Raw genomic sequence first — 26,207 nt, forward strand, 5'->3', positions numbered from 1 at the left:
AAAAACACATAGATTGAGCAACATAAGAAAATCGGTCGATGCGGGCCATGCCTAACAAAACAGGCATGTTCCCGGATCGCCCAAGACGAAAAAGGTCTTTTATTAGATGAATCCGACTACCACAAACGAGCAGCTTTCTCCCTGGCCCTGGCAGGTAAGCGACAGCAAGATAAGCTTCGACACGGCCGCCATGGCGACTGCGCTCAAAGATTTCAGCCGCGCCTGCTACCTGGTCAACGACAGCGACCTGGGGGTGGGCATCGCGACCGAGGCGAGCCTGATGACCAATAATCAAGGTTCGGGCACTCAGGCCTCGGGCCATCCAGTCAGCGCCTTCACCCCTGCCCTGGGCACAGAGAGCCTGGGCGATGGCAACTTTCGCCGGGTACACGGCGTCAAGTACGCCTACTACGCCGGCGCCATGGCCAATGGCATCTCGTCGGAAGAGCTAGTGATCGCCCTGGGTAAGGCGGGGATCCTCTGCTCCTTCGGCGCTGCAGGACTCATCCCAAGCCGGGTCGAGCAGGCGATCGAGCGTATCCAAACCGCGCTACCTAATGGCCCCTACATGTTTAACCTGATCCACAGCCCGAGCGAGCCTGCGCTTGAGCGCGGCAGCGTCGAGCTCTTCCTCAAGCACAAGGTGCGCACGGTCGAGGCCTCGGCCTTCCTGGGGCTGACGCCGCAGATCGTCTACTATCGTGCCGCCGGCCTGAGCCGCGACGCCAACGGCAACATCGTCATAGGCAACAAGGTGATCGCCAAGGTAAGCCGCACCGAGGTCGCCGAGAAGTTTATGCAGCCAGCACCTATAAAGATGCTGCAGAAATTGGTGGACGAGGGCCTGATCACCCATGATCAGATGGAGATGGCCCAGGCTGTGCCCATGGCCGACGATATCACCGCCGAGGCGGACTCGGGCGGCCACACGGATAACCGCCCTCTGGTGACCCTGCTGCCGACCATTTTGGCACTCAAGGAGGAGATCCAAGACAAGTACCAGTATGCCACGCCCCTGCGCGTCGGCTGTGGCGGCGGCATAGGCACCCCGGATGCGGCCCTGGCGGCCTTCAACATGGGCGCGGCCTACATAGTGACAGGCTCTATCAACCAGTCCTGTGTCGAGGCGGGCGCCAGCGAGCACACCCGTAAGCTACTGGCCACCACAGAGATGGCCGATGTCACCATGGCGCCGGCCGCAGACATGTTTGAGATGGGCGTTAAGCTGCAAGTGGTCAAGCGCGGCACCCTGTTTCCCATGCGCGCCAACAAGCTGTATGAGATCTACAGCCGCTACGACTCGATAGAGGCGATTCCTGTCGATGAGCGCGACAAGCTGGAGAAGCAGGTGTTTCGCGCCAGCTTGGATGAGATCTGGGCCGGCACAGTCGCTCATTTTAACGAGCGCGACCCGAAGCAGATCGAGCGCGCCGAGGGGAATCCCAAGCGTAAGATGGCGCTGATCTTCCGCTGGTATCTGGGGCTGTCGAGCCGCTGGTCGAACACCGGCGAGCAAGGCCGCGAGATGGACTATCAGATCTGGGCAGGTCCCGCGCTGGGCGCCTTCAACCAGTGGGCCAAGGGCAGCTATCTGGATGACTACAGCAAGCGTCATGCTGTGGATCTGGCCAAGCACCTGATGTACGGCGCCGCCTACCTGGCGCGGGTCAACGCCATCAAGGCACAGGGGATCAAGCTGCCTGGCGAGCTCTTGCGATACAAGCCGCAAGTGGCGCTGGCGTGAGCCTGACCATCGGCTAACTCGGACTCTAGCTAGATCAAAAAAAGCCACCCTAGGGTGGCTTTTTTGTTAGCTTAAACATCTAATGCCGAGACCTGATGAATCAGTCTTGCGCCTGGCTCGGCGTCAGAGTCAGCTTGGCCTCTATCTCCCCTGGCAGCAGCGGCGTCGCCGCGCCGCGGGCATACTCGCTAAAGCCTGCGCGGTAGTATTTCGACAAGGGGTGGCCCGACTGGCCGCCAGGGATCGCCATGATGGCACGCTCTTCATAGCCAGGCTGTACGATGAAGCGCTGGGAGGCGCCGAAACTCTTACGCTGCACCGCCGGCATGAAGGTATCGCCGAAACCGGCCACCTTAGGCATATCCAGCCAGCGACTCAGCAGCGGGAACTGGCGACTAAAGGGATGCTGTATCGCTAGCGTATTCACCCGGCCCCAATTGAGCGCACTCAGCTCACCATCCTCGCTGTATTTATCTAGCAGCTCGTCGCGGGCGGCGACATAGCTGGCGATCACCAGCTCATCCCAGCTGGCAACATCTTGTGGCAGCCAGTCGGCAGGCTGCAGCTTGAGCAGTTGCCAGATGGCGGGCTCCAGATAGCGCTTGAGCACAGAGAGACTCAGCTGGGCGCTATTTAGCTCAGTTTCCAGCGGCGCGAAGGCGCTGTCTAACACCTGACTGCGAAACGCCTTCACCAGGGTGAAGCCCACCGACTCGGCGCAGGCACACTCCTGCCAGTCACGCAGCTGCACTATATCCTTGGCAAAGCGCTTGGGCTCACGCATCAAGCTCTCCAACAGAAAGGCCTGCCAGGGACGGTAGAAGCGAGCCTGATTATCGAGCTGAATGCGATAGAAATCGCTCTCATCGAACAGCTCCTGCTCCAGCAATCGGTCGCGGATCTGCGCGCTTCTGGCCCCCAGGGCGTAGCCGCCATCTCCGTAACGCTCCGCCTCCTGGGTCGACATCACCCTGGCATTGGCGCTCCATAGCCTGTCGCTGACGGGATCCTGAAGCGACGGCAGTACCTTGTCTCTCTCTTGCCACTTATCCCAGGCTATCTCCTTACTAGGCAGGGCGATATCGCTGCTATTGGTGCGCGCAGGGACCGCGCCGGCAAGCTGCCAGGCGGCGTGGCCCTTATCATCGGCCAGCATCAGGTTCTGCACCGGGATCCCAAAGCCGCTGGCCTTGGCCATCGCCTCGGGCACATTATCTATCTGCTCCAGCGCCATCAGCTCCATGTTAACCGCATACTCCTGATGGGCGACCCAGGCCAGGGCATAGGCCTGCTCCCCCAGGCGGCGAACCGGACCGAAGCGTGACAGCGTGATGGCATAGTCCTGCTCGCCCTTTGGCAGCTTGATCGTCTCGTGGACCACCTCAAGCGGCTCATCCTCGGCCAGCGCAACCCAGTCGGCGGTGTCGATATAGGCGTTGGTAAAGCCCCAGGCCAGTTTGCCATTGCTGCCGACCACAATCGCCGGAGCGCCTGGCAGGGACACGCCGGTCACCTGCACCGCCTTGCCCTCACCATCCGGGTAGTTTAGCTGCGCGCGGTACCAGATGATGGGCACGGCGAAGGAGAGGTGCATATCGTCTGACAGCATGGCGCTGCCGGTACGGGTCATCTTGCCGGTCACCGCCCAGTTGTTGCTGCCCACTTCGACCGGCTCCTCTATGGTCACCGCTAGGCGCTGGGCCAGGGTCGAGGCCGTGCTCTGTTTTAGGCTGACGCTTGGACTTAGGCTTGGGTTTGGGCTTGGGCTTGGACTCAGCTTTGGAATTGCCGGCGGATCGGAAGGAAACAGGCTGTTATCCAGCGCCGCCTGATAATTTGAGGTCTGGGTGATAAAGGTGCGCATCTGCGAACCGAAGCGGCGCTCGATATGATCAAGGGCGAGATCACGCTTGGGACCATTGCCCTGCAGGTCCAGATACATGCTGTAGATCACCAGCAGGCTGTCGGCGGGTCGCCATGGCTCACGCTTGGCGCGGGTCAGCAGATACTCGAACGAGGGCAGCGACTGGGCGGCGAGCGCGCGATTGACGCCGTCGGCATAGCTCTGCAACAGCTGTTGCTGGGCGGTGGGCAGATGTCGATAGATATGCTCGGCGCGTTTTCTCAGCTGATGAAAGCGGCGCGACTCATCGAGTTTTACCGCAGGCTTACCGAACAGCTCGGCCAACTCACCGGCAGAGTTACGCCTGAGCAGATCCATCTGAAAAAATCTGTCCTGACCGTGAGCAAATCCCAGGGCAAAGGCGGCATCCTGACGATTCTCGGCGTGGATAACCGCAGTGCCAAGACGATCCCGCCCTATGCTGGTCTTAGCCGAGATCTGACTAGTTTGAACCTCGCCAGAGAGTTTGGGCAAGCTGAGATTGAGGCTGACATAGACGCCGACCACCAGCAGAAAAACGAGCGATAGTAGGATGAGCAACAGGGTTTTCAGGTGTCTTAACATGAGATAAGCGAGTGATAAGTCAATGGAAACTCATCATAACAAAAGTTGCTTACTTGTTAAGCTCCTAAAACGAATTTGTATTTGCTTCCTAGGCCAAGGCCGCGCTACCCCATAGGATGAAGGTTAACGCGCCAAGGTACGATCTCCCGGATGATCCCCCGGATAGTTGTCGATGATCCAGTCGACGATACGCATGATACGCGCGTCACGCTTCTTGGAGGTCTTGTAGGCGATGTAATAGGTCAGCCCCGAAAGACAAGTCGGCAGGTCCAGTTTCACCAGATTTCCCGAGTCCAGCTCCACCTTGAGTGTCTGCTCTAGCCCCAATACTATCCCCTGGCCATAGATAGCCGCCTGCACTGCCAGCATGTTGTGATTGAAGAAGATCTTCTTCTGGTTGGGACTGATGGCGATATCATTGTTTCTAAACCAGGTATCCCAATCGACGCCATAGTCTTTATGTTTGGAATAGAGCAGACAATGTTGATCTAGGGTCGCCAGACTGATCCCCTGTGACTGAGCAAGATAATCTGGGCTGCAGAAGGCCACCAGCTTCTCGGTGACCAGAGGGATGATGGTATAACCGTCCTGACATTCCCGGGTGACAATAAAGATATCGGCGATCATGTCGCTCATCTCAATATCATTCTGGAACATGCCGACATTGATATTGAGCTCCGGGTACATCTGCCTAAGCTGCTCCATCTTAGGCACCAGCCATCTGGCCGCCAGCGAGGTATAGGAATGCACCCTCACCTCACCCGCCATGTTCTGCACCAGGCTGGAGCAGACGCTGTTGAGATCGTAAAACACAGGTGCCAGGCGCTCTCTGAGCTCAATACCCGCCTCGGTAAGATTGATCTTTCCGCCTTGCCTGTAAAATAACTTCTCTAAGAAATAGTCTTCCAGCTGCTTTATCTGCTGCGACACCGCACTCTGGGTGATGCACAGCTCATTGGCCGCGAGGGAACAACTTTCTAATCTGGCACATGCCTCAAATATCTGCAGTGCTCTTAGCGGAATATTATTGTTCATGATTCTTTAGCAAAGCGAAAACCGAATCAAAATGCTAACAAGGGTTCTGCAGAAAAGATGTAACACCGCGCACAATATCTAAGTTAACACCAGGTTAAATTACTGATTCATTGCGGTAATCAGACTAAGATCACTAAGTGACAAGCATGAGCTAGTGATATCGACCACAGACGGCAACTTAAGTGGGGGATGACAGCAGATCCTGCGGCCAACCCCACTCCTCACGATGCTCGTTGAGTACCGATCGCCGAAGCCCGGCTATTCTCCTTGGAGCGCCAGCAGCGGCCTTACCGCCTCGCTCAGCTCGTCAAGAAAGGTCTGCGCCAGAGTAAAGCGTTGTAACATCTTGATAAAGCCGTGAATCGTGCCTTCATACATCTTGTAAGACACAGGCACCCCGGCCAGTTTTAGCTTCTGCGCATAGTTGAAGCCATCGTCACACAGGGGATCGTACTCAGCGGTATAGATGAGCGCCGACGGCAGACAGCTATGGCTGGCGGCATCTAAGGGTGAGCAGTAGGGGTTTTGCCCGTCGGCTGGGCTGCGAAGATAATGACCCCAATAATATTTCATACTCTCTCTTTGCAAAAGATAACCAGTGCCGTGAAGCTTTGCCGAGTCCGTGTCCCAGCCATAATGCACAGCCGGATACACTAGCACCTGACAAGCCAGCAGAGGCCCCATCTCATCGCGCAGCCTCAAGGTCACCGCGGCGGCCAAATTACCGCCGGCGCTGTCGCCCATGATACCGATACGCTTAGGGTCCAGCCCCAGCGCCTTAGCCTGTTCAAACACCCAGAGCGTCGCGTTGTAACAATCGTCCATGGGAATAGGAAACTTATGCTCAGGTGCCTTCTGATAGTTCACCGCGATCACCACGGCGCCAGTGCGATTGGCAAGGGCACGGCTGAAATGATCGTTCGTCTCGATATTAGAGACGACCCAACCGCTGCCATGAATAAAGATCAGCGCTGGTGCGCCAGCCTCAGGCACCTCTATGCCCAGGGGGCGATAGATGCGCACAGGCAGATCCGCCGTCGGACCGGGAATAAAGCTGTGGATCACCTCACTGACCGCCTCTGGCGCCTTACCCGCTTTGGCAATAGCGAGATCCGTCAGCTCCTGACGTCTGGCCTCGGCTGGCGTCATCGTCTCATAGGCGGGCGCCCCAGAGTCTTTAACCTCTTGTAAAAATTGCGCTACCTCGGGATCGAGTGGCATGACTAACTCCTTATATTTAAAGCGCCTTAGATTGAGTCGCCCCCAAGCTGCGCTCGTTTCACCGTCGCCATTCACAAGGCTCGTCCGGTCTCATCTTGCTGATAAAGATACAGAATTGGAGGCGCCTATTAGGCGACCTCCATCCCAATTTGCGTCTATTGCGGCTTACTTGCCTTGCCACACAGGGTCACGTTTCTCGGCAAAGGCCGCCGGACCTTCCAGCGCATCTTCAGAGTGCAGCACACTTGGATAGTGCTTAAGCTGACCACTGCGGATGTGGGCATAGCCCTGTTCGACAGACAGCTCGCCGGTCTCGCGATAGATCTCCTTGATGGCCGCCAGGGCAAGTGGTGCGCTCTGGCTGATCTCGTTTGCCAACTCACGAGCCGTCTCCATCAGTGCTTCTTGCTCAACCACACGGTTGACCACACCCCAGCGCAATGCCTCCTGGGCGTCCATGCTGCGGCCCGTCATCATCAACTCGTTGACGATGGGGGCAGGCAGCAGCTTAGGCAGACGCAGCATGCCGCCGCTGTCTGGCACTATGCCTAACTTGGCCTCTGGCAGCGCGAAGCTGGCGTTGTCGGCGCAGACGATCAGATCAGCCGCCAGAGCAAGCTCGAAACCGCCACCGAAGGCATAGCCATTGACCGCGGCGATCACCGGCTTGTCGAGATCGAACAGTTCGGTCAAACCGGCAAAGCCACCCGGGCCGAAGTCAGCATCTGGTGCCTCTCCCTCTGCCGCCGCCTTGAGATCCCAACCCGCAGAGAAGAAACGCGCGCCGGCACCGGTAATGATGGCGACCCTTAGCTCGGGATCGTCACGAAATGCCAAGAACACCTCCCCCATCTCGTAACTGGTTTTTGCATCGATGGCATTGGCCTTAGGTCTGTCTAAAACGATCTCTAAGATGCTGCCATTACGGGTCACGTGTAATGATTCGCTCATGTTACTACTCCATTGAAGTTATCGCGTGATAACGGAAAAATTTGTACGGCTCGTGGCCTCAACGGGTCTCGAGCAGTTTCTTATCGACTTTGCAGGTGCAGGTGCGGGGAAAGCTCTTGCGGATCTCCACCACACTGGGCACCTTAAACTTGGCCATGTTGGCGCTACAAAACGCCAAGATCTCCTCTAGGGTGAGTGACTGGCCTGGGGCGAAGATGACAAACGCCTTAACGGCCTGATCTCGAATCGGATCGGCTATGCCGATGACGGCGGCATCCTGGATGGCGGGGTGTGACATCAGCACGTTCTCCACCTCTGTGCTGGAGATGTTCTCGCCCGAACGCTTGATCATGTTGCTCTTGCGATCGACGAAGTAGAACAGGCCTCGCTCATCCACGTAGGCCTTGTCGCCGGTGAGCAGCCAACCATCGTCACCTAACGCCGCCCGGGTCGCCTGTGGGTCCTGGTAATACTCCTTAAACAGGCTTCTGCCCGGCACGCCCTTGACCCAGAGATCGCCCACCACGTTGGGCGGCACTTCCCGACCGGTCTCATCGATCACCTTGGCTTCATATCCCAGCCCGGGTCGTCCTATTGACGGCCAATAGCGAGGCTCGCCGGGCGTGTCGCCAATCAAGCCCACCAAGGTCTCTGTCATGCCGTAGGAGTTAAACAGGGTCACCTTGAAGCGCGTCTCGAAATCCAGCTTCTCCTGATCTGAGATATGCATGAAAAACAGCATATCCCGCAGACAATGCTGGTCTTCCCCCTCGGCCACGGGTTGCAGCATCAGGGTGCGCAGGATCATCGGCATGCTATGGGTCAGCGTGGCTCGGTAGTCGCAAATCTGCTTCCAGAAACGGCGGGCGCTGTATTTCTCCAACATCACCAGGCAAGCACCGACGGTAAACACCGCCATGGCCGCATTGCACTGAAAATCGATGTGAAAATTGGGCATCATGGAGAGATACCTGTCCTTGGCCGTCAAGCGGGTCTGCCAGGCGGTATAGTGCCCGGCAAATTGCAGGTTGCAGTGGGTGAGCACCACTCCCTTGGGTAGAGAGGTCGTCCCCGAGGTGAAGAGGATCTCCGCGGGGTCTTCGCTTTCGAGCGGCACATGCAGGTCGAGAGTTGGCGCCTGCAGTGCTAACTTATCATCAAAATTCACCCGCCCCGCAAACTGCTCTCCCGCAGCGCGGGCGACAAAGACCTGCTCGAGCCTTTGACCCTTAGCCGCCAACGCCTCATAGATAGGCAGAAAGCTTGGCTCTGTCACCAGGGCGGTGACGTCACACTTGGTCAGTATATAGCTGCACTCACCCTGCACATATTGGGTGTTGATAGGCACGATCACCGCGCCTATCTTGGCCAGACCAAACCAGCAGAAGATAAACTCCGGGCTGTTGTACAGCTGCACCGCCACCTTGTCGCCCTTGGCTATTCCCTGTTTGAGGAAGAGGTTGGCCGCCCGGTTAATCTGGGCGTCCAGAGATTGATAGGTAAAGGTGCGGATATCGCCGGCAGTATCTTCATATATCAATGCCGTGTTATCACTGTACTGCTGAGCACGCTCCTGCCACATGCACCTTAATGTTCTGCTGCCCACGATATCCATCACTTGCCTCACTTACCTTCAAACACCTTGGCAAGACCCTTGGCGCTCAGCGCCGCGATCTCTTCTGCCGAATAACCGATATCGCTCAAAATCGCCTCGGTATCCATGCCGTGCTTAGGCATGCCGCGCCAGATCTTGCCTGGATTATTCTTGAACTTAGGCATCACGTTAGGGCCCTTGTAGGCCTTGCCGTCGATGTTGGTCCACTCGGTGATAGACTCACGCGCCTGGTACTGAGGATTTCCTTCCAACTCTGGGATGGTCAGCACCTTGGCACAGGCAATCTTCAGCTCGGCAAAGCGTGCCAACACGGCTTCGATGGTCTTGCCGTTGAGGTAGTTGTCCAGGCTGGTCTCGACTTCGTCGCCAAATGGGCATTCCACCCTATGGATAAGCTGAGTGCCCTCTGGGATCTCAGGCGTTGCCCACAGGTGGCTAATGCCCATATCCTTGAACATCTCTTCGATCTGCATGGCACCCACCAGCTCCATGACGATGTAACCATCGGCACACTTGTAGAGGCCGCAACCGGCATAGTAAGGATCTTTACCTTTGGTCATACGTGGGCAGACTTCGCCGCCGTTGAAGTAGTCCATCATGAAATACTGCCCCATGCGCAGCATCACCTCATACATGGCCACATCGATACTCTCGCCGACACCCGTCTCACGCACTTTATGCAGGGCCGCCAAGGCCGCCGTGGTGACCGTCATCCCCGAGAAGTAATCGGCGGTATAAGGGAAGGCCGGCATAGGCTGGTCTTTGTCGCCGTTTTGGATCAGATAACCACTGAAGGCCTGGGCAATGGTGTTGTAGGCCGCAAGGTTGGTGTACTCCTCGGTGCCGTACTGGCCGAAGCCTGACAGGTGAGCGACCACCAGCTTAGGGTTGTGTTGCCATAACACCTCATCGGTAATGCCGCGACGGGCAAAGGCTGGGCCCTTACTGGCCTCGATGAAGATGTCTGTGGTCTCCATCAACTTAAGGAAGGCGTCACGGCCTTCATCCTTAAAGATATTGAGCGACAAGGCGTGTAGGTTACGACGTGACAGCTCTGGATAGTGAGGCTGCACGCGAATGGTATCTGTGTAGGCGACGTTTTCAATCCAGATCACCTCGGCGCCCCACTCGGCCAACATCTGCGCCGCAAAAGGACCGGCAATTTCAATCCCTGAGAACACCACGCGCAGGCCCGACAGGGGACCAAATTGCGGGGTAAATAACTTTTTCGACATATCTAGCATCCTTTTTCACACAAACCCGTCCCCGGCACTGATGCGCAGGCATCAATGCGGTAGCGAATTTTCAAGGTTAATGAGATTGTGAGGAGATGGCGGCCATCACACCGCCATCCTTGGCCAGCGACGCTGGGAGCCGCGTCGCTGCCCTCCCCGTTTAGCGATATTGCTTTAACACGGCGCGGCCTAAGGTGAGGATCTGCATCTCATCCGAACCACCGGATACGCGGTCGACGCGGATGTCGCGCCACATACGACTGATGCGATGTTCACCGGCGATAGCATAGCCACCCAGTACCTGCATGGCGGAGTCGATCACCTCGAAGCCGGCATTGGCACAGAAGTATTTACACATGGCCGAGTCACCCGATGTCATGGTGCCTTGATCGCACTTCCAGGCCGTTTCATAGACCATATTCTTCATGCTGTTGAGCTTGATGGCCATGTGAGCAAACTTGTCTTGGATCAGCTGGAAACGACCGATAGTCTCGCCAAACTGTACGCGCTGGTTGGCGTACTTGGCCGCATCTTCGAAGGCGCAGTAGGCTGCGCCATAGTTGGTCAGGGCCACCAGGAATCGCTCAGAGTCGAACTCTTCCTTCACACGTAGGAAGCCGTTACCCTCGATGCCGAACATGTCAGACTCTTCCAGCTCGACCTCGTCGAACTGCAGCTCGCAGCAGCTATCCATCTTCAGACCCAGCTTAGGTAGCTTGCTCAGCTTGATGCCCGGCTTGGTCATGTCGACAAACCACTCGGTGAACACTGGTGTTTCGCTGTCGGCATCTTTAGCCATCACCACCACATAGGGGATACCCGCGGCGCTGGTGATGAAACACTTACTACCCGTCAGGTAGACCTTGCCGTTGCGACGCTTGTAGGTGGTCAGCAGGCTGCCCACATCAGAACCCGCGCTTGGTTCGGTAATGGCCGAGTTCCACATCTGCTTACCCGTGCCACGCAGCGCCATGATCTTATCGATCTGATCTTGGTTACCGTGTCTCAGCACAGTAGCGATGCCAGGTAGCTGATACAGTACATAGGTTGGCGCGCCCAGGCGGCCCAGCTCCTCCCAGATCGCCGTCAGGGTCACCATGCCCTCTTCGAAGCCACCGTGCTCCTCTGGCAGCAGCAGGCTATCGATACCCATCTCGGCCAGCTCTTTGACAAACCTTTCAGGGTACTGGCTATTTTCGTCACACTCGGCAAAATAGCTTTCCCAGTTCTCCTTCGCCATGAGATCGCGAATACCAGAAACGAATAGCTCTTGCTCGTCGGTTAATTTAAAGTCCATCGTATATTCCTATCTTTACAGTTAACGGCTGCTTAGTGGGAGGGCCCCATTAAGAAGCCCAATTGTTTTTACGTGCATCTTTCAAGAAAGAGATGATCACCAGGATGTTGACGATCACCAGCGGCGCCCCGCCGGCAATGATGGCGGTTTGCAGGGGTTTCAACCCACCCAGTGACAGCAACACGATACCGATCACCCCCACCAACACAGACCAACCCACACGGATCCACACAGGTGGCTCGTTGTCGGCGTCGGCGCCCTTACAGGTCGACATGGCCAGGGTGTAAGAACAGGCATTGATCAGAGTCACTGTGGCGAGGAAACAGAGGATGAAGAAGCCCCACATGGTGATAGTGCTCATCGGCAAGGCAGCCCAGGTCTCGATGATGGCGCGTGGCGCCCCATGATCTTGGATCAACTGGCCCATGTTGATGATGCTTTCGTGCATCAGGTTCACAGTGTTACTACCGAGGATGGTCCACAGGAACCAGGTAGAAGCGGTAAGACCCAATACCATGGTCAGACACAGCTCACGCACTGTGCGGCCACGAGAGATCTTAGCCAGGAAGATACACATCTGGATGCCATACACGACCCACCAGGCCCAGTAGAATACGGTCCAGTCTTGTGGCCAGCTGTCGGCGCTGATTGAGCTGGTGTAGAACAGCATGCGTGGCAGGTAAGCCAGCATCACACCGACGGACTCGGTGAAGTAGTTAACGGTAAAGCTGGTCGCACCGATCAGGAACACCCAGAACAGCATGATGATGCTCAGGTAGCTGCGCAGGTCACTGGCGATCTTAATGCCCTTAGTCAGGCCGAAGGCCACACACACGGCGTTGAAGATGATCCACACAGAGATCACGAAGGTATCGACTTCTATGGTGCGCTCAATGCCGAACAACCACTGAATACATTCGGTCACCAGCGGCGTCGCCAAACCAAGGCTAGTGCCCATGGCAAGGATTAGTGCTACCACATAGATGTTGTCGATGAATGTGCCGAGGATCCCCTTGTGATGCTTACCTAGCACGGGGGCCAGGGTACCGCTGGGGCGAACCACGTCCATCTTCTTCACAAACAGGAAGTAACCTAAGGCGACGGTAAAGAAGCCATATCCCATCCAAGGCAAGGGGCCCCAGTGGAAGAGACTATAGGCCACACCAAGCTCCTTGGCCTGTACCGACATCGACTGAATTTCGAATGGCGGGTAGGTCAGATAGTAGTATGCCTCTAACGAGCCCCAGTAGAGCACGGCGGCGGAGGTACAGGAGGCAAACATCAAGAAGATCCAGCTTCCTGTGCTGAACTCAGGTTTTTCCTGACCCAGACGGTTATTGGCATAGGGTCCCCATACCAGCCAACCCCAACCTATGGCCAGGGCAATCATGTACCACTCAAATGCCCATCCCCAAGAGTGGGTCAGATAATGAAATACTTCCTTGATAACAACATTGGCCGCATCGAGATCTCTTACGGTCAAGTAAGAGAGCAATATCACGGCAATCAGAGAAGGGAAAAAGATTTTAGGTTCAATCATCACCTTCTTCTTTTTCCCTTCTGCGAGATCAAATCCCATGGTTTTTTCGTTCATCTTAATAGATCTCCCTCTTTTTAGGAGGACAATAGGTAAAAGCCAATTTCATCCGTACATTTATGTTTTATCGACAAGCAGACCTCGACCAAACACTTCCACATACAATTGATAAGCAGTTTTTATTTTGTTTTACCACACAACTTTAATTACACCGCAATTAACGAGTAATTAAATGGTTAGCAGGCATTTAAATAATACGTAGGCAATCTTATTGTTCAGTGATCGTTATCACGTATAAATAAAATCAATAAAAAGCCATAAAAACAGACCATCTAAATGACATCTATAAGACATAATTAATCGTCGACACGGTCACAAAAAACATGTGATCACGATATAAAATTAGAAATAAAAAGTGATTTAAATCATAGTGAAACCAGCTAACGCCATACAGCCAAAGGCAAGCAAAGTCATAAAATACAACATCTTATGCATCAATAGCAATAATAAAACCTAGAATCAAGTCAACTAACAACAAATACTAAATAGGTTATTAGAAAATCTAAAAATGACAGAATAAGTTTGGCTTAACTGGTCATAAGAAAAGCTAAACCATCTTATTAGCCATACTTATACCCTTTTAAACAAAACTAAAAAAACCAAGACTCATTAGCCCAACTAATATATCTGTTAGAAACTCTCCAAGGCCAAATTTAAATTCAAAGCATAAATGTGAAGCGTGTAACATCAGATTAAATATTTATGATCCTATAATTGCCCCACAGTCAATCAACAGAATGGCAAATACAAGTTATTTATCGTCTATCTGTAGCGACTACATGTTTAAATCTATTAATGATAATTCTAGATCGTCTGTCTCACTCAACGACAGTAGATCATCAGAATTAATATTTTATCGTTTTGATTAGGCCATAAATAAACACTGATAATTTGGAGATATAATGAAAATTATTACCTGCTATAAACTGGTCCCCGAAGAACAAGACATATCGGTAAATGGTGACGGCTCGCTAGATACCAACAAGGCCGCCCCTAAGATTAACCCTTTCGATCTCAACGCCGTCGAAGCCGGTGTACAGCTTAAAGCTATGGTTGAAGGCAGTCAGCTCACCGCCCTAAGCGTTGGCGGCAAGGCACTGGATAATCCCAAGGCACGCAAAGATATCCTCTCCCGTGGTCCTGACGATCTGACGCTAGTGATCGATGAGCAATTTGGGGCACTACTGCCCCATCAAACCGCACGTGTTCTTGCTAGCGCAGCACGCCAGTGCGAGTTTGACCTGATCCTCTGTGGCGATGGCTCGGGCGATCTATTCGCCCAACAGGTGGGTATGCAATTGGGTGAACTGCTTAACGTCAGTTGCATCAATGCCGTCAGCAAGATTGTGTCGGCCACGGATAGCACTCTAACGGTAGAAAGAGCCCTGGACGATGAAGTTGAAGTGCTGGAGATCGACCTACCTGCGGTGATCTCAGTCTCTGCCGACATCAATGAGCCGCAGATCCCATCTATGAAGACAATTCTGGCGGCAGCGAAGAAGCCCGTTACCACACTCGACACCCAAGCGTTGCCGCTGGAAGCACTACCTAAACTGGTCGACGCCATCAGTGTAGTCGCACCGAAGCAGGCTGAGCGCGCACAGATCATCGTCGAAGGTGACGATGAGACGCAAATCGCGGCCTTTGCCGACCATCTACGTAAAGCAATGAACTAATCGAGGGGAATACGATGAGCAAACTATCAAATGTATGGGTATTTAGTGATATTGCCACACGTCTACCCGAGACCATCGCCGGTGGTCGCACCTTAGGTGAAAAAGTCTCTGCCTTTATCATCGGCAGCGAAGCCGATATCGCCACGGCCTACTCCTACGGCGCCACGCATGTCTATTACCTTGGCAACAAGGCCGATGCTCAGATGGTGGAAGACTATGCAGCTACCATGAGCCAAGCGATCAATGACGGCGACAAGCCAACCCTCGTTTTGCTTCCGGCCACCAAGCGCTGCAAGGCACTGGCAGCAAAACTCAGTGTCCAGCTTGAGGCTGGCCTAATCAACGATGCCACCGAGGTAAGCCTGGATGAAGGCGTCACCGCCAAACATATGGTCTATGGCGGCCTGGCCATAGGTACTGAGAGAATCACCTCCCCCGTGGCCCTGGTCACCCTGGCCAGCGGTGCCTTTGAGCCACAAGTTGCCGATACCTCACTAACGGGTGAAGGGGTCTCCTTAGCTTTCGTTGCGCCTAAACAGGCCATTCGCTGCATCGAACGCCGCGTCAAGCAAGGTAATAGTGTCGATTTAGGGAAAGCTAAACGCGTTATTGCCGTAGGTAGTGGTATCGGCAATCTGGACAATCTGGCTCTAGCAGGCGAACTCGCTACAGCCATCCAAGCTGAACTCGGCTGCTCGCGCCCTATCGCCGAGACTGAGAAGTGGATGGAGCGCGAACGCTACGTGGGCGTGTCGGGTGTCATGCTTAAACCCGACATCTACCTTGCCCTGGGTATCTCAGGGCAGATCCAACACATGGTGGGCGCCTTAGGTTCTCAAACCATACTCGCGGTCAACAAAGATAAGAACGCGCCGATCTTCCAATACGTGGATTACGGTCTGGTAGGTGACATCAACAAGGTACTACCAGCCCTTATTCAGGCCATGAAAGGCTAGGCAGATCAAGGTGGAGAGCCGGGCCTAGGGCTCGGCCTCCCTCCCCCAACACAAGAGTGACTAGATATGTCAGAAGAAGCATTTGACGCGATCATCGTTGGCGCCGGGCTCGCAGGCTGCGTCGCCGCCTATGTCCTAGCCAAAGAGGGCGCCGATGTATTGGTGATCGAGCGCGGTAATTACGCCGGCAGCAAAAACATGACGGGCGGCCGCCTCTACGCCCATAGCTTGGAGAAGATCATCCCAGGCTTTGCCAAGGAGGCCCCCATAGAACGCAAGGTCACCAAGGAAAAGGTCACCTTCCTGACCGATGATACCGGCGTCACCCTGGACTATCACAACGGCCGCGAACAGAGCCCGCTGCAGGAGTCTTACACCCTGCTTAGGGGCGAGTTTGACCAGTGGCTCATGGGCAAGGCCGAAGAGGTGGGCGCTCAGTTCATCACAGGGATCAGAGTGGACGAGATCCTCACCCAGGATGGCAAGGTTATCGGTGTTAAGGCCGACGGCGATGAGCTTACCGCCAAGGCGGTGATCTTGGCCGAAGGGGTCAACCCCATTTTGGGCGAACAGCTAGGCATGGTGAAGCCTAAGGTAAGCGCCGATGCTATGGCGGTCGGTGCCAAGGAGCTAATCGAGCTCCCCGAGTCGGTGATCAAAGACAGATTTAACCTAAAGGATGACGAAGGCGCCGCCTGGCTATTTGCCGGCTCCCCCTCCAATGGCCTGATGGGTGGCGGCTTTATCTATACCAACCGCAATAGCATCTCCCTAGGCATAGTGTGTGGCCTGCATGGCATAGGTGAGTCGGATAAGAGCGTGCCACAGATGCTGGAAGACTTTAAGAATCACTCGCTCATCAAGCCTCTCATCGAAGGTGGCAAGCTACTGGAATATTCAGGCCATGTAGTGCCCGAGGCGGGTCTCAACATGGTGCCTAAGCTGGTTGACCATGGCGTGCTGATCACCGGCGATGCTGCGGGATTCTGCCTAAACGTCGGTTACACGGTTCGCGGCATGGATCTCGCCATCGCCTCTGGAGAGGCTGCGGCCAAGGCAGTACTCGCGGCGCGCGCCCAGCAAGACTTCTCGGCCCAGGGGCTGAGCAGCTACCAGAGCCTGCTGGAAGAGAGCTTCCTGATGAAGGACATGAAGCTATACAAGCAGCTACCCGCCTTCATGGAGACACCGCGCATCTTCAATCAGTATCCCAAAATGGTCGCCGACATCATGCACCAGATGTTCACCATAGACGGAACCCCTGCGCAGCCACTACGCAAGACGTTGCTGAAACACTGCAAAGAGGTGGGTTTCATGAACCTAATCAAAGATGGTTATAAAGGAGTCACATCAATATGACCGAAGCAGTCAATGTCGACGTGAAATTGGGTGTCAATAAGTTCTATGTCGATGAGGGACACCCACACATCATTCTAAAAGACAACCCGGACATAAAGGAGTATCGCAAGCTGGTAAACGCCTGCCCTGCGGGCCTCTATAAGCTGGAGCAGGACGGCAGCATACGTTTCGACTCCGCCGGTTGCCTGGAATGCGGCACCTGTAAGTTTCTCTGTGGCGAGACCATTCTAGAGAAATGGGAATACCCAAGGGGCACCTTCGGTATCGAATACCGCTACGGATAACCCGTTTGGGATATAAATAAGTCTTTAATCGTTATTATCGCGCCAATAACATGGCAAATAGATATCGGCCATTCAAATAAATGAATACTTGAAACGATATTAATCATAAAAGTTTTATTGCGCGCGATAAAAAATAACCAAAGCCCTACACCGATCACGAAGTTATAAATTAACAATTAACAGACTTTAAAACAGAACAAAAAACTTGGTTACATCACCGTTTACAAAATGTAAACCAGATAAAATAACAGCGCGGGTCGATGATTATAAAAAGATCAAATGTACAAATTTAAACCTGTGTACATTTTAACGCCCGGCACAACCTGACAAGTTGTGATTTAAATTAACAAGTTAAGTCGGTGGTTAGAAGCATGAAATCAAAGAAGAGTTTCGATGATTTGGAGTTTACTCCGCTTCATAAAAAAATAATGTTATGGGGAAGTGGGGGTCCTTTCCTCGATGGTTATGTTTTAGTGATCATAGGGTTAGCCCTACAACAACTCACTCCCGCCCTAGAGCTGGATGCCCAATGGATAGGACTGGTAGGAGCCGCGACCCTGGTCGGCCTGTTTATCGGTACGGCGCTATTTGGTTATGTCGCCGATCTTTTTGGGCGCAAACTGATGTTCATGATAGATATCATTGCCATCGCGGTCCTCTCCTTCGCCACCATGTTCATCTCCTCCCCCATAGAACTGGTGATATTGCGTTTCTTGATTGGCATAGTCATAGGCGCCGACTACCCTATCGCCACCTCTATGGTCGCCGAATTTTCCCCAACGAAACAACGCGCCTTTACCATGGGCTTCATCGCAGCCATGTGGTACGTGGGCGCGACCGCCGCCAATATGGTGGGCTATCTGCTATACGATGTCACCGATGGATGGCGCTGGATGTTTGGCAGCGCTATCGTCCCTTGCCTGGTTATCTTGCTCGGACGCTTCCACCTGCCGGAATCTCCCAGGTGGCTGCTGAAGAAAGGCCGTATCGAAGAGTGCAAACAGGTGATGCACCAATTTTTCGGCAAAGATATCAGCCTGAATTTTGAGACTGCAGAGCAGACTAAATACAGCAAGTTATTCGAGGCAGTTTATTTAAAACGTGTCCTGTTTGTCGGCATTATCTGGACCTGCCAGGTGATCCCTATGTTCGCCATATATACCTTTGGCCCGGAGATCATCGAACTCTTGGGCTTCACCGACGGTAAAGATGCCGCCCTGGGTAATATTGTCATCAGCATCTTCTTCATGGCGGGCTGTATTCCGGCCATGTACTGGCTTAACTCCATAGGTCGTCGCCCCCTGCTCATCGGCAGCTTCGCCATCATGACAGCCGCCCTAGCGGTGCTGGGAATAGTGGATACCCCGAGTATCTGTCTGATTGTTGCCGCATTTGCCATCTACGCCTTCTTCTCCGGTGGCCCGGGGATCTTGCAATGGCTATATCCTAACGAACTGTTTCCGACAGAGATACGCGCCTCGGCGGTTGGTGCCGTGATGTCTTTCAGCCGTATAGGCACTATCGTCTCCACCTATGGCTTACCACTGTTTATGGCGACCTATGGCATCTCGGCCACCCTGCTAGTTGGCGCGGCGATCTCCCTGCTTGGGCTACTGGTTTCCGTCTTTATGGCGCCGGAAACCAAGGGGCTGACACTGGAGACCACCAGCTCGGTGGACTTTGAGTAGCACCATCCTAACTGGATGAATGACGAGTATTATCGGCATGAAGAATAGGACAATACAGACAGCTTAATAAATAACGCTTTCGATAGTTAATTAATCACAAATAAAACATTCAATAAGTTATTACCACTCTTGCAGAGTTCAGGTAAGGAGGTTTTGTACACCTTGGAAAACACAAGATATTTAAAGCGCCACATCAATAAAGTTTAAAAAGTAATAAACAAATATAAAGCAACACAAGTTAAAATTTAAATTGGATATACGATGATGAATAAAACAACATTTTGCCTTTCTATTTTAGCCAGCGCCATGGCGCTCAGTAGTTTCAATACCTTAGCCGCAGAAGAAGATGGTATTAATATTCACGGCGCCGTGCGTATTAATTATGCTTATAAAGACTATAGCGAGAGTTCTAAAGACAAAGGCGGTGACTTTACCTTCGATATGGCCTCGCTAAGATTTGATGGCAAACTGGGTAATTGGGGATTGAAATCTGACTATCGTTTCACCTCTGGCACCAACTACATCAAGTATGGTTATGCCTTCTATGATCTCAACCCAGAGTGGCAACTACAGATGGGTATCAACCAGGTACCTTTCGGCAACCGTGATTATATTTCAAATAGCTATTGGTTCGGCCTGCCCTACTACCTGGGCTTCGAAGACGACTATGACATTGGTGTGAAGGCGACCTTCGAACGCAACGGCTGGCATACCGACATGGCCTTTTACAAAAGCGCCGAGTATGGCCCAACTGAAAACAAACGCTATGCCGCCGATCTCTACACAGGCACCATCAATGGCACCGAATACAACAACGAAGAAACCAATCAGATCAACCTGCGCCAGACCTACACTGTCGAACATCGGGGCGGCACCACCACGATAGGTGCATCATTAGAAGCGGGTCAGATCTACAACGCCAAGACAGGCAATAACGGTGATCGCTACGCCGTTGCGGCTCACCTCAACACAGTATTCGACGGCTGGAACATTCAGCTACAGGCAATGCAATATGAGTTCAATGCCGCCGATGCGGTCGATGACAACAAGATCGCCGTCTCCGTGGTGAGTTGGCAGTACGAAGTAGCATCGAAAGGCCAGATCTACAACCTGAACATCGCCAAGACTATTGCCACTGATTGGGGCAGTATCAAGTTCTACAACGATTTCGGCCTGATGACGCCGGACGTAGATGATGACACCTACGACAACAGTATGCAGAACGTATTAGGCGCCGCACTATCTGCCGGTCCGACTTACACCCATATCGACTTCATCATGGGTAAAAACATGACCTTCTCCACCGCTAACAACGACCATGTCGGCCTGCCCGAAGTCGGCAACGATTGGGACAAGCGCATCAATATCAGCATGGCCTACTATTTCTAACCGCCAGTGTGGTCTATCGACTATCGGACGCCACCCTCATTCGATAGTCGATGACCACCTTTAGGGTCGGCTCCGAGTTCGTTTAACGCTGTACGAATAGCTTTTGGCCCAGCCTTCGCCCCGTCGAAGGCTTTTTTTAATTTATCAACGAGGTTATCAGCGCATGTTCAAGCTTAAAAACCTAGCCGTTAATCACAAGATAGCGCTCGCCTTTAGCTGTATCGCCGTTGCCATCGTGGCTCTCAGCATGATGCTAATTTCGGGACTCAATCAAACACGTGACAATATTCTCACCCTGACGGATGAGGTGCTGCCCAACGTCTTGCTGGTCGAGAAAATTAAGTTTGTTACTATCTTCATTCGCCGAGATCAATTCAGTTTTCTTCCCAGTATTGGCGACCCCGAAATGAAGAGCTGGATGCAAACGACAGACGATATGATCCAAGATGTCACTAGGATGATCGACTCCTACGAGAAAGCCATTAAAACCGACGCCGAGCGTCAGGCGTTTATACTGGCAAGAACACATTGGCGCGATTACCTCGCCGCCCAGAGTGGCTTTAACGAGATAGTGTTGAAACAAGATTTAGCCGGGGCAAACACTTACCTGCTCAGTTCATACAAGCAGTTCAATAAGATGCAAGAAGCCCTAAACCAGCTTACCGCCATCAATGTGACCCGTACCGAAGCCGACAGAGTCAGCACCCTAGAAGGTGTGAGTCGCACCTCCATTAAAACCTATATAGGTATCGCCGCCGTAATTGTCCTTATGGCATTGATGACACTTTTACTGGGCAGGCAGATTCGCGCACCGCTGCAAGCCGTGATGCAGATGGCTCAGGCGATTGCCAGTGGTAATCTGACCTATAACATAGATCGTAAGCAGATAGGCACAGACGAATTCGGCCAACTAGCCGATACCTGTATCAGCATGCAAAACAATTTAACGGCCTTGGTAACTCAGATCAGTGCAGCGGTAGAGCAGCTAAGCACCTCTATCGAAGAGGTCAGCGCCATCTCTACCCAGTCTTCTCAAGGCATGGCTGCGCAGCAAAGTGAAATCACTATGGTCGCCACGGCAATGCAGCAGATGCAGGCCACGGTCAATGAAGTCGCCATGAATACAGAGGACGCCTCTACATCGGCCAACGCCGCCAATGACTTTGCCGACCGAGGCAACCAAGAGGTCAAACATAATATCCAGGCCATCGAACGGGTCTCCACTGTGATCGACGAGGCCGGAGAAATGGTGGCGCAACTGGAGAAGGACTCTGCCAGTATTTCCATGGTCGTAGACGTGATAGGCGGTATCGCCGAACAAACAAACCTGCTGGCGCTCAATGCCGCCATCGAGGCCGCACGGGCCGGCGAGCAAGGCAGAGGCTTTGCTGTAGTTGCCGACGAGGTGAGAACCCTGGCCGGCAGGACTCAAGATTCTACTCGTCAGATAGTGGAGATTATCGAGAAGCTGCAACAAAGAGCCGTCGAGGCCGGCAGCGCCACCAAACAAAGTTGTGAGATGATTCGTCGCTGTGTGTCACAGAGCCTGGCAGCCGGCGATAAGATAAGCGAAATCGAAGTCGCCGTTGCACAGATTGCGGCGATGAACATTCAGATCGCCAGCGCGTGTAGCGAACAAAACTCGGTGACCGAAAACCTCAGCCAAAACATAGAGCGAATCAATGTCTCCTCGGCGGAGGCTGCTCAGGGTGCCAGCCAGACGGCCCAGGCCTGTATTGAGTTGAGCCAACTCTCGCTGGAACTAAAAACCATGGTCGATCACTTTCAAACGACCTAGGGTTCCCTCCCGCTGCGATGATAGATATCTGGCCCTGTGGTATTGACCCCAGGGCCTTTCTGTTTCGCTTAACGGATAAGATTGCAATACAATGACAATTCATTCTCTAGTAGCTTCAACTTTAACCACTAAAAATAACAAAACAGCCATGGCCCGCCCCAACAAGAAAGCGCCCAGTCGCACCGTCGAAATTTTCTGTGCCCAGTGTAAGACCCGACTGTTTAAGTATCGTAAGGGCGGAAAAGGTGCCTTGGTCAAATGCTTCAAGGAGCGCATCGTAGAAGATGATACGCACACGCCCTGCCATTGCCCAAACTGCGAGCAGTGTTTTGCCCGCGACACCTTGATTAGAGGCGTACCCGCTTTTAAGATAATTGGTGGCAAGGTGACAATGAAATAGCTAACCATTTGCAAGATAAGCTAAATTTATCATTCAACTTAAGCCGCTCTCGGCGCGACTAGGCACAACTTGACGCAAATCGATTAAAGTTAGCAGTAAAAAGGGATTCAATGCATAAAAGGGATGACGAGTCCATGGGATTAACCAAGCGAGCAGCAAGGTGGTTACAGGCAAGTCCTGGGCAGACTGCTGGCCTGAAGAGTCAAATAGGTCGACTCGCACGCATCCCTCTTAGACCCTCCTTGTCACTAGCCCATACACTCGCGCTTACACTCACGCTTACACTCACGCTTACATTTGCCCTAACACTCAGCGCTAACGCCGACTCCTGCGAACTCACCATGGGCTATCGCACCAGCGAGCGCCTGCCTTACATACATGCCGAGCCGAATAACCAGGGGCTCTATCTCGCCCTGTACCAGAAGGCGGCAGAGCGGATCGGTTGTACCCTCAAGGTACTCAGGGCTCCCAAGAAGCGGATACTCAGAGAAATGCGTCTGGGCAAGGTGGACTTTTATCCGGGCTTTGGTTTTACACAAAAGCGTAATCAGTACAGCTACTTCATTGCCAATGGCCTCTATGAGCGTTACACAGGGATCAGCCACAAAGACCTAGCACAAATCAGCTCCCTTAACGAGTTGGTCGGCACCCCCTATGTGCTACTCATCTCACCCGGGGGCTATGATCTCGATGGCATTCCTAAGGGCATAATCACCCGTCGTCCGCCGGAGATGGATGCCGCCCAGGCCTTTGAGCTGCTGATTGCCCGCAAGGGTGACTTCTTCAGCTATGATGAGACCACCTTAAGGTTCGAACTGGCCCACCATCCCCACCCCGAGCTCAAGCTTCACCCAGAATGTTGCGAGCCAATGCGCGACATGTACCTGGGATTTTCACGGGCGAGTCGCTATTTTAAGGCCTCACACAATCCTGATTACGATCCCAGCCAAGCCGAATCCATCGCCAACAGAAGACTATTGTTGACGCCCGGCAGTAAGGCTCACGCCCTAGCCGGCGAACTGGAGAGAATGCGTGCCAGCGGTGAGACAGAAAGGATAAGAGAGAGCTTTTTCGCGCCAAGCCACTGATGCGACTTCCGCCTCACACAGTCAATGACTTGAATAGCTTGAGTGACTGGATAATGGCTTGAGCAATCGCTTGAGCAATATCTTAGGCAGTGCCTGCGACTTTATTGTGTCACAATCTGCGATTATGCTATGACTGACTGCGAGCTAAGGCCCAATCCAAGCTTGGCCTGTTGCATCGATAGCTCACTAGACTAAACTGCGTCGGTGAAGGCTGATGGATAAGCGAAACGGAATGTGTAAATTGGCATAAGGAAACAAGGATGAATTCACTACTCAAGGCATGGGACGCCACCCCCGAATTACTAAAACCACTCGTCGCTCTGGCGTTATTGGGACTCTTGTGTCTCACCGCATTTTTCTTCGGCCAGTTGATCGGCCTGCTGCTCTACTAAGCGCTAACGAATCGTCAGGCTAGCATCAATCGCCAGGCTAGCATCAATCGCCAGACTCGCTGGCGATTGTCTCGGCAAGGCAGAGATCACTGCCGGTTTTGCATGAAATCTTCGCTGAAGTCGGTCGGCCAGTACTTATAGCCTTGTACGGTCGCCTGCGCCGCCGCCCCCATCAAATTAACCTGATAGGTTTTTACGCCGTCGAGATCCACCGACTGATTGGCCGACACCTGATCGCCACTCTCCTCATATTTGGCACTGGCCTCCGCCTGAGCCTGGCCCTCATAGCCTGAGTCCTTAAATCTTTTCAGCGCATCTGGCTTCATGAAGGCCTGCACGAAGGCCACCTGCTTCCAGCCGATCCCGGCACCAACGCCGCCTGTCGCGAAGCGATAGTAGCTGTTCTTGCCGCCTTCGCTCAGTACACAGATGCCGCCCCCCGTCGATAGCGCAAACAGATAACTGTTACTGCCGGTGCAGACCACGTGGGCAACCGAGTTCGCCACCGCGCGCTTAGCCCCCGGATGCTTTGCGTAGATGCTTGCCAAGGCCTCCTGGGTCTCCTGACGGGCATTGGCCTTCTTCGCCTCGGGCGTATTGCCTGTAGCGCAGCCAGCAACAAGTGTTATCCCGATAAAAGCCAAAAGTGTTTTTCTTGTCGAAATTGTAAACATACCAACTCTCTATTAACGCCTGTGCGAAATACGCAAAATAAATTTAACCAATTGAATTTTAATAAAATATTTTATTGCCGCGTAATATATCCAGGCATTAAAACAATGCAAAACAGATGGTCAACTGTGAGAGCTCAGCAGCAAATCTACCCGATTAAATAATAGATAAACCTAAAGTGTATTAGTAGTGCAGATAGTTTGAGTGATGGAACATCTAAGGCAATTAGCCAGAGTCGATACAAGCGTATGGATGAGCGAAAGGGAATGAACTAATCGGGATGAACTAAATGGGTGAATAAAACGAAACGAGTAGTCAGTTAAATAGCTGTCGCTAGGCCAACACTAGAGTTAGAGCTAAATCTAACGCTAGCGCTAAAGCTAAAACTGATTACTAAGAGTGGGAGTTAATCAAGCTCGCCTGCAATCGCCAGTCAGACTGGCGATTGTCTTGGACAGAAAGCCGCTACTTATCTTTCTCGATGAAGTCATCGGTAAAGTCTGTCGGCCAGTATTTATAGCCTTGCACCGTCGCCTGCGCCGCCGCCCCCATCAAGTTGATCTGATAAGTTTTCACCCCATCGAGATCCGCAGATTGATTGGCCGACATCTGATCGCCACTCTCCTCATACTTAGCGCTGGCTTCGGCTTGGGCCTGACCCTCATAACCAGAGTCCTTGAATCGCTGCAGCGCATCTGGCTTCATGAAGGCTTGCACGAAAGCCACCTGTTTCCAGCCAATCCCGGCGCCAACGCCGCCCGTCGCGAAGCGATAGTAGCTGTTCTTGCCGCCTTCACTGAGCACGCAGATGCCACCACCCGTCGATAGCGCAAACAGATAACTGTTGCTGCCGGTACAGACCACGTGAGCAATCGAACTCGCCACGGCCGATTTGGCAGCTGGATGCTCGGCGTAGATACTCGCAAGGGCCTCCTGGGTCTCCTTACGGGCATTTTCCTTCTTCGCCTCGGGCGTATTGCCTGTGGCACAACCGGCAATGAGTGTAACCAAGATAGCCGCCATAAATGGCGTTTTCATCGACAATGTAAACATCCTTTTCCCCTCATTCATTTCAGCATTAATATTTGAAATAACACTAATTTATAGAAGTGAAAATCCAATAAATCAAATTGGTGTTGCACAAAATTCATCCAGAAATATAAGCCCTATAGAGACCCTGCCGATGCAAGCGCCACCACCAATTTGCTCACTTAGCCAACATGAGATGTTAAGGCTAAGGGATGTTAAGACTAAGCGATGTCGAAACTAAAAAATGTTGAGAATAAGGGAAAGCTAAGCAGTGGTTGATAAAGACTGTTCATTAGTTCGCCATCCATAACTTG

21 protein-coding genes are annotated in these 26,207 nt (G+C 53.0%); 11 read left to right on the forward strand and 10 right to left on the reverse strand.

Annotated features, from left to right (window positions below; translation table 11 throughout):
* The first annotated feature begins 106 nt into the window (after positions 1-106).
* Positions 107-1,744 (forward strand): eicosapentaenoate synthase subunit PfaD, encoded by a 1,638-nt coding sequence (gene pfaD, locus K0I63_RS13800; RefSeq protein ID WP_220081409.1) that lies wholly within the window; start codon positions 107-109, stop codon positions 1,742-1,744.
* A gap of 100 nt (positions 1,745-1,844) precedes the next feature.
* Here pfaD and K0I63_RS13805 read toward each other — a convergent pair whose 3' ends face one another.
* The 8 genes from K0I63_RS13805 to caiT all read right to left on the reverse strand — a co-directional run bounded on the left by K0I63_RS13805 (position 1,845) and on the right by caiT (position 13,159).
* Entirely contained in the window at positions 1,845-4,211 is a 2,367-nt protein-coding gene (locus K0I63_RS13805) for a penicillin acylase family protein (protein ID WP_220081410.1), read from the reverse strand.
* A gap of 123 nt (positions 4,212-4,334) precedes the next feature.
* Positions 4,335-5,246: a LysR substrate-binding domain-containing protein gene (locus K0I63_RS13810; protein ID WP_011866467.1), complete on the reverse strand. Its 912-nt coding sequence runs from the start codon at positions 5,244-5,246 to the stop codon at positions 4,335-4,337.
* A gap of 258 nt (positions 5,247-5,504) precedes the next feature.
* Positions 5,505-6,467, reverse strand: a complete 963-nt coding sequence (gene lipP1 / locus K0I63_RS13815) for a LipP1 family hormone-sensitive lipase (protein ID WP_220081411.1) — start codon at positions 6,465-6,467, stop codon at positions 5,505-5,507.
* A gap of 165 nt (positions 6,468-6,632) precedes the next feature.
* The gene (gene caiD / locus K0I63_RS13820) at positions 6,633-7,418 is read right to left on the reverse strand and encodes a crotonobetainyl-CoA hydratase (protein ID WP_220081412.1); all 786 of its coding nucleotides are present in this window, start codon (positions 7,416-7,418) and stop codon (positions 6,633-6,635) included.
* A 58-nt stretch (positions 7,419-7,476) separates the two neighbouring features.
* A complete protein-coding gene (gene caiC / locus K0I63_RS13825; RefSeq protein WP_220083454.1) occupies positions 7,477-9,033 on the reverse strand; it encodes a crotonobetaine/carnitine-CoA ligase in 1,557 nt (518 codons plus the stop codon).
* Between the two features lie 8 nt (positions 9,034-9,041).
* Entirely contained in the window at positions 9,042-10,268 is a 1,227-nt protein-coding gene (caiB, locus tag K0I63_RS13830) for an L-carnitine CoA-transferase (protein ID WP_011866471.1), read from the reverse strand.
* A 160-nt stretch (positions 10,269-10,428) separates the two neighbouring features.
* Positions 10,429-11,565: a crotonobetainyl-CoA dehydrogenase gene (gene caiA, locus K0I63_RS13835; RefSeq protein ID WP_220081413.1), complete on the reverse strand. Its 1,137-nt coding sequence runs from the start codon at positions 11,563-11,565 to the stop codon at positions 10,429-10,431.
* Positions 11,566-11,614: 49 nt separating this feature from the next.
* A complete protein-coding gene (gene caiT / locus K0I63_RS13840) occupies positions 11,615-13,159 on the reverse strand; it encodes an L-carnitine/gamma-butyrobetaine antiporter (RefSeq protein WP_220081414.1) in 1,545 nt (514 codons plus the stop codon).
* A 905-nt stretch (positions 13,160-14,064) separates the two neighbouring features.
* Between caiT and K0I63_RS13845 the strand changes: the two genes are divergently transcribed.
* From K0I63_RS13845 to K0I63_RS20015, 10 genes are all read left to right on the forward strand, one after another.
* On the forward strand, positions 14,065-14,838 hold the full coding sequence (locus K0I63_RS13845) for an electron transfer flavoprotein FixA (RefSeq protein WP_220081415.1): 774 nt from the start codon (positions 14,065-14,067) through the stop codon (positions 14,836-14,838).
* Between the two features lie 14 nt (positions 14,839-14,852).
* Positions 14,853-15,794: an FAD-binding protein gene (locus K0I63_RS13850; protein WP_220081416.1), complete on the forward strand. Its 942-nt coding sequence runs from the start codon at positions 14,853-14,855 to the stop codon at positions 15,792-15,794.
* 66 nt (positions 15,795-15,860) lie between these two features.
* Positions 15,861-17,153, forward strand: coding sequence for an FAD-dependent oxidoreductase FixC (fixC, locus tag K0I63_RS13855; protein WP_220081417.1), 1,293 nt, complete (start codon positions 15,861-15,863; stop codon positions 17,151-17,153).
* Complete coding sequence (locus K0I63_RS13860; protein ID WP_011866477.1) at positions 17,150-17,437, forward strand: ferredoxin family protein; 288 nt, start codon at positions 17,150-17,152, stop codon at positions 17,435-17,437. Before fixC ends, K0I63_RS13860 begins: the two co-directional genes overlap by 4 nt.
* A gap of 428 nt (positions 17,438-17,865) precedes the next feature.
* Positions 17,866-19,125: an MFS transporter gene (locus tag K0I63_RS13865; protein WP_258406873.1), complete on the forward strand. Its 1,260-nt coding sequence runs from the start codon at positions 17,866-17,868 to the stop codon at positions 19,123-19,125.
* Positions 19,126-19,386: 261 nt separating this feature from the next.
* On the forward strand, positions 19,387-20,514 hold the full coding sequence (locus K0I63_RS13870; protein ID WP_220081420.1) for a hypothetical protein: 1,128 nt from the start codon (positions 19,387-19,389) through the stop codon (positions 20,512-20,514).
* Positions 20,515-20,677: 163 nt separating this feature from the next.
* Positions 20,678-22,312 (forward strand): methyl-accepting chemotaxis protein, encoded by a 1,635-nt coding sequence (locus K0I63_RS13875; RefSeq protein WP_220081421.1) that lies wholly within the window; start codon positions 20,678-20,680, stop codon positions 22,310-22,312.
* 148 nt (positions 22,313-22,460) lie between these two features.
* Positions 22,461-22,712 (forward strand): hypothetical protein, encoded by a 252-nt coding sequence (locus K0I63_RS20010; RefSeq protein WP_258407014.1) that lies wholly within the window; start codon positions 22,461-22,463, stop codon positions 22,710-22,712.
* 242 nt (positions 22,713-22,954) lie between these two features.
* Positions 22,955-23,800 (forward strand): type 2 periplasmic-binding domain-containing protein, encoded by an 846-nt coding sequence (locus tag K0I63_RS13880; RefSeq protein WP_220081422.1) that lies wholly within the window; start codon positions 22,955-22,957, stop codon positions 23,798-23,800.
* A gap of 260 nt (positions 23,801-24,060) precedes the next feature.
* Positions 24,061-24,192: a hypothetical protein gene (locus K0I63_RS20015; protein ID WP_258406501.1), complete on the forward strand. Its 132-nt coding sequence runs from the start codon at positions 24,061-24,063 to the stop codon at positions 24,190-24,192.
* Between the two features lie 86 nt (positions 24,193-24,278).
* Here K0I63_RS20015 and K0I63_RS13885 read toward each other — a convergent pair whose 3' ends face one another.
* Positions 24,279-24,866, reverse strand: a complete 588-nt coding sequence (locus K0I63_RS13885; RefSeq protein WP_220081423.1) for a lipid-binding SYLF domain-containing protein — start codon at positions 24,864-24,866, stop codon at positions 24,279-24,281.
* Positions 24,867-25,329: 463 nt separating this feature from the next.
* Positions 25,330-25,917 carry a lipid-binding SYLF domain-containing protein gene (locus K0I63_RS13890; protein WP_011866483.1) on the reverse strand — a complete coding sequence of 196 codons (588 nt, stop codon included), beginning with the start codon at positions 25,915-25,917 and terminating at the stop codon, positions 25,330-25,332.
* Positions 25,918-26,207: the final 290 nt, after the last annotated feature.

The sequence above is a fragment of the Shewanella rhizosphaerae genome (assembly GCF_019457655.1).
GTDB lineage: Bacteria > Pseudomonadota > Gammaproteobacteria > Enterobacterales > Shewanellaceae > Shewanella > Shewanella loihica.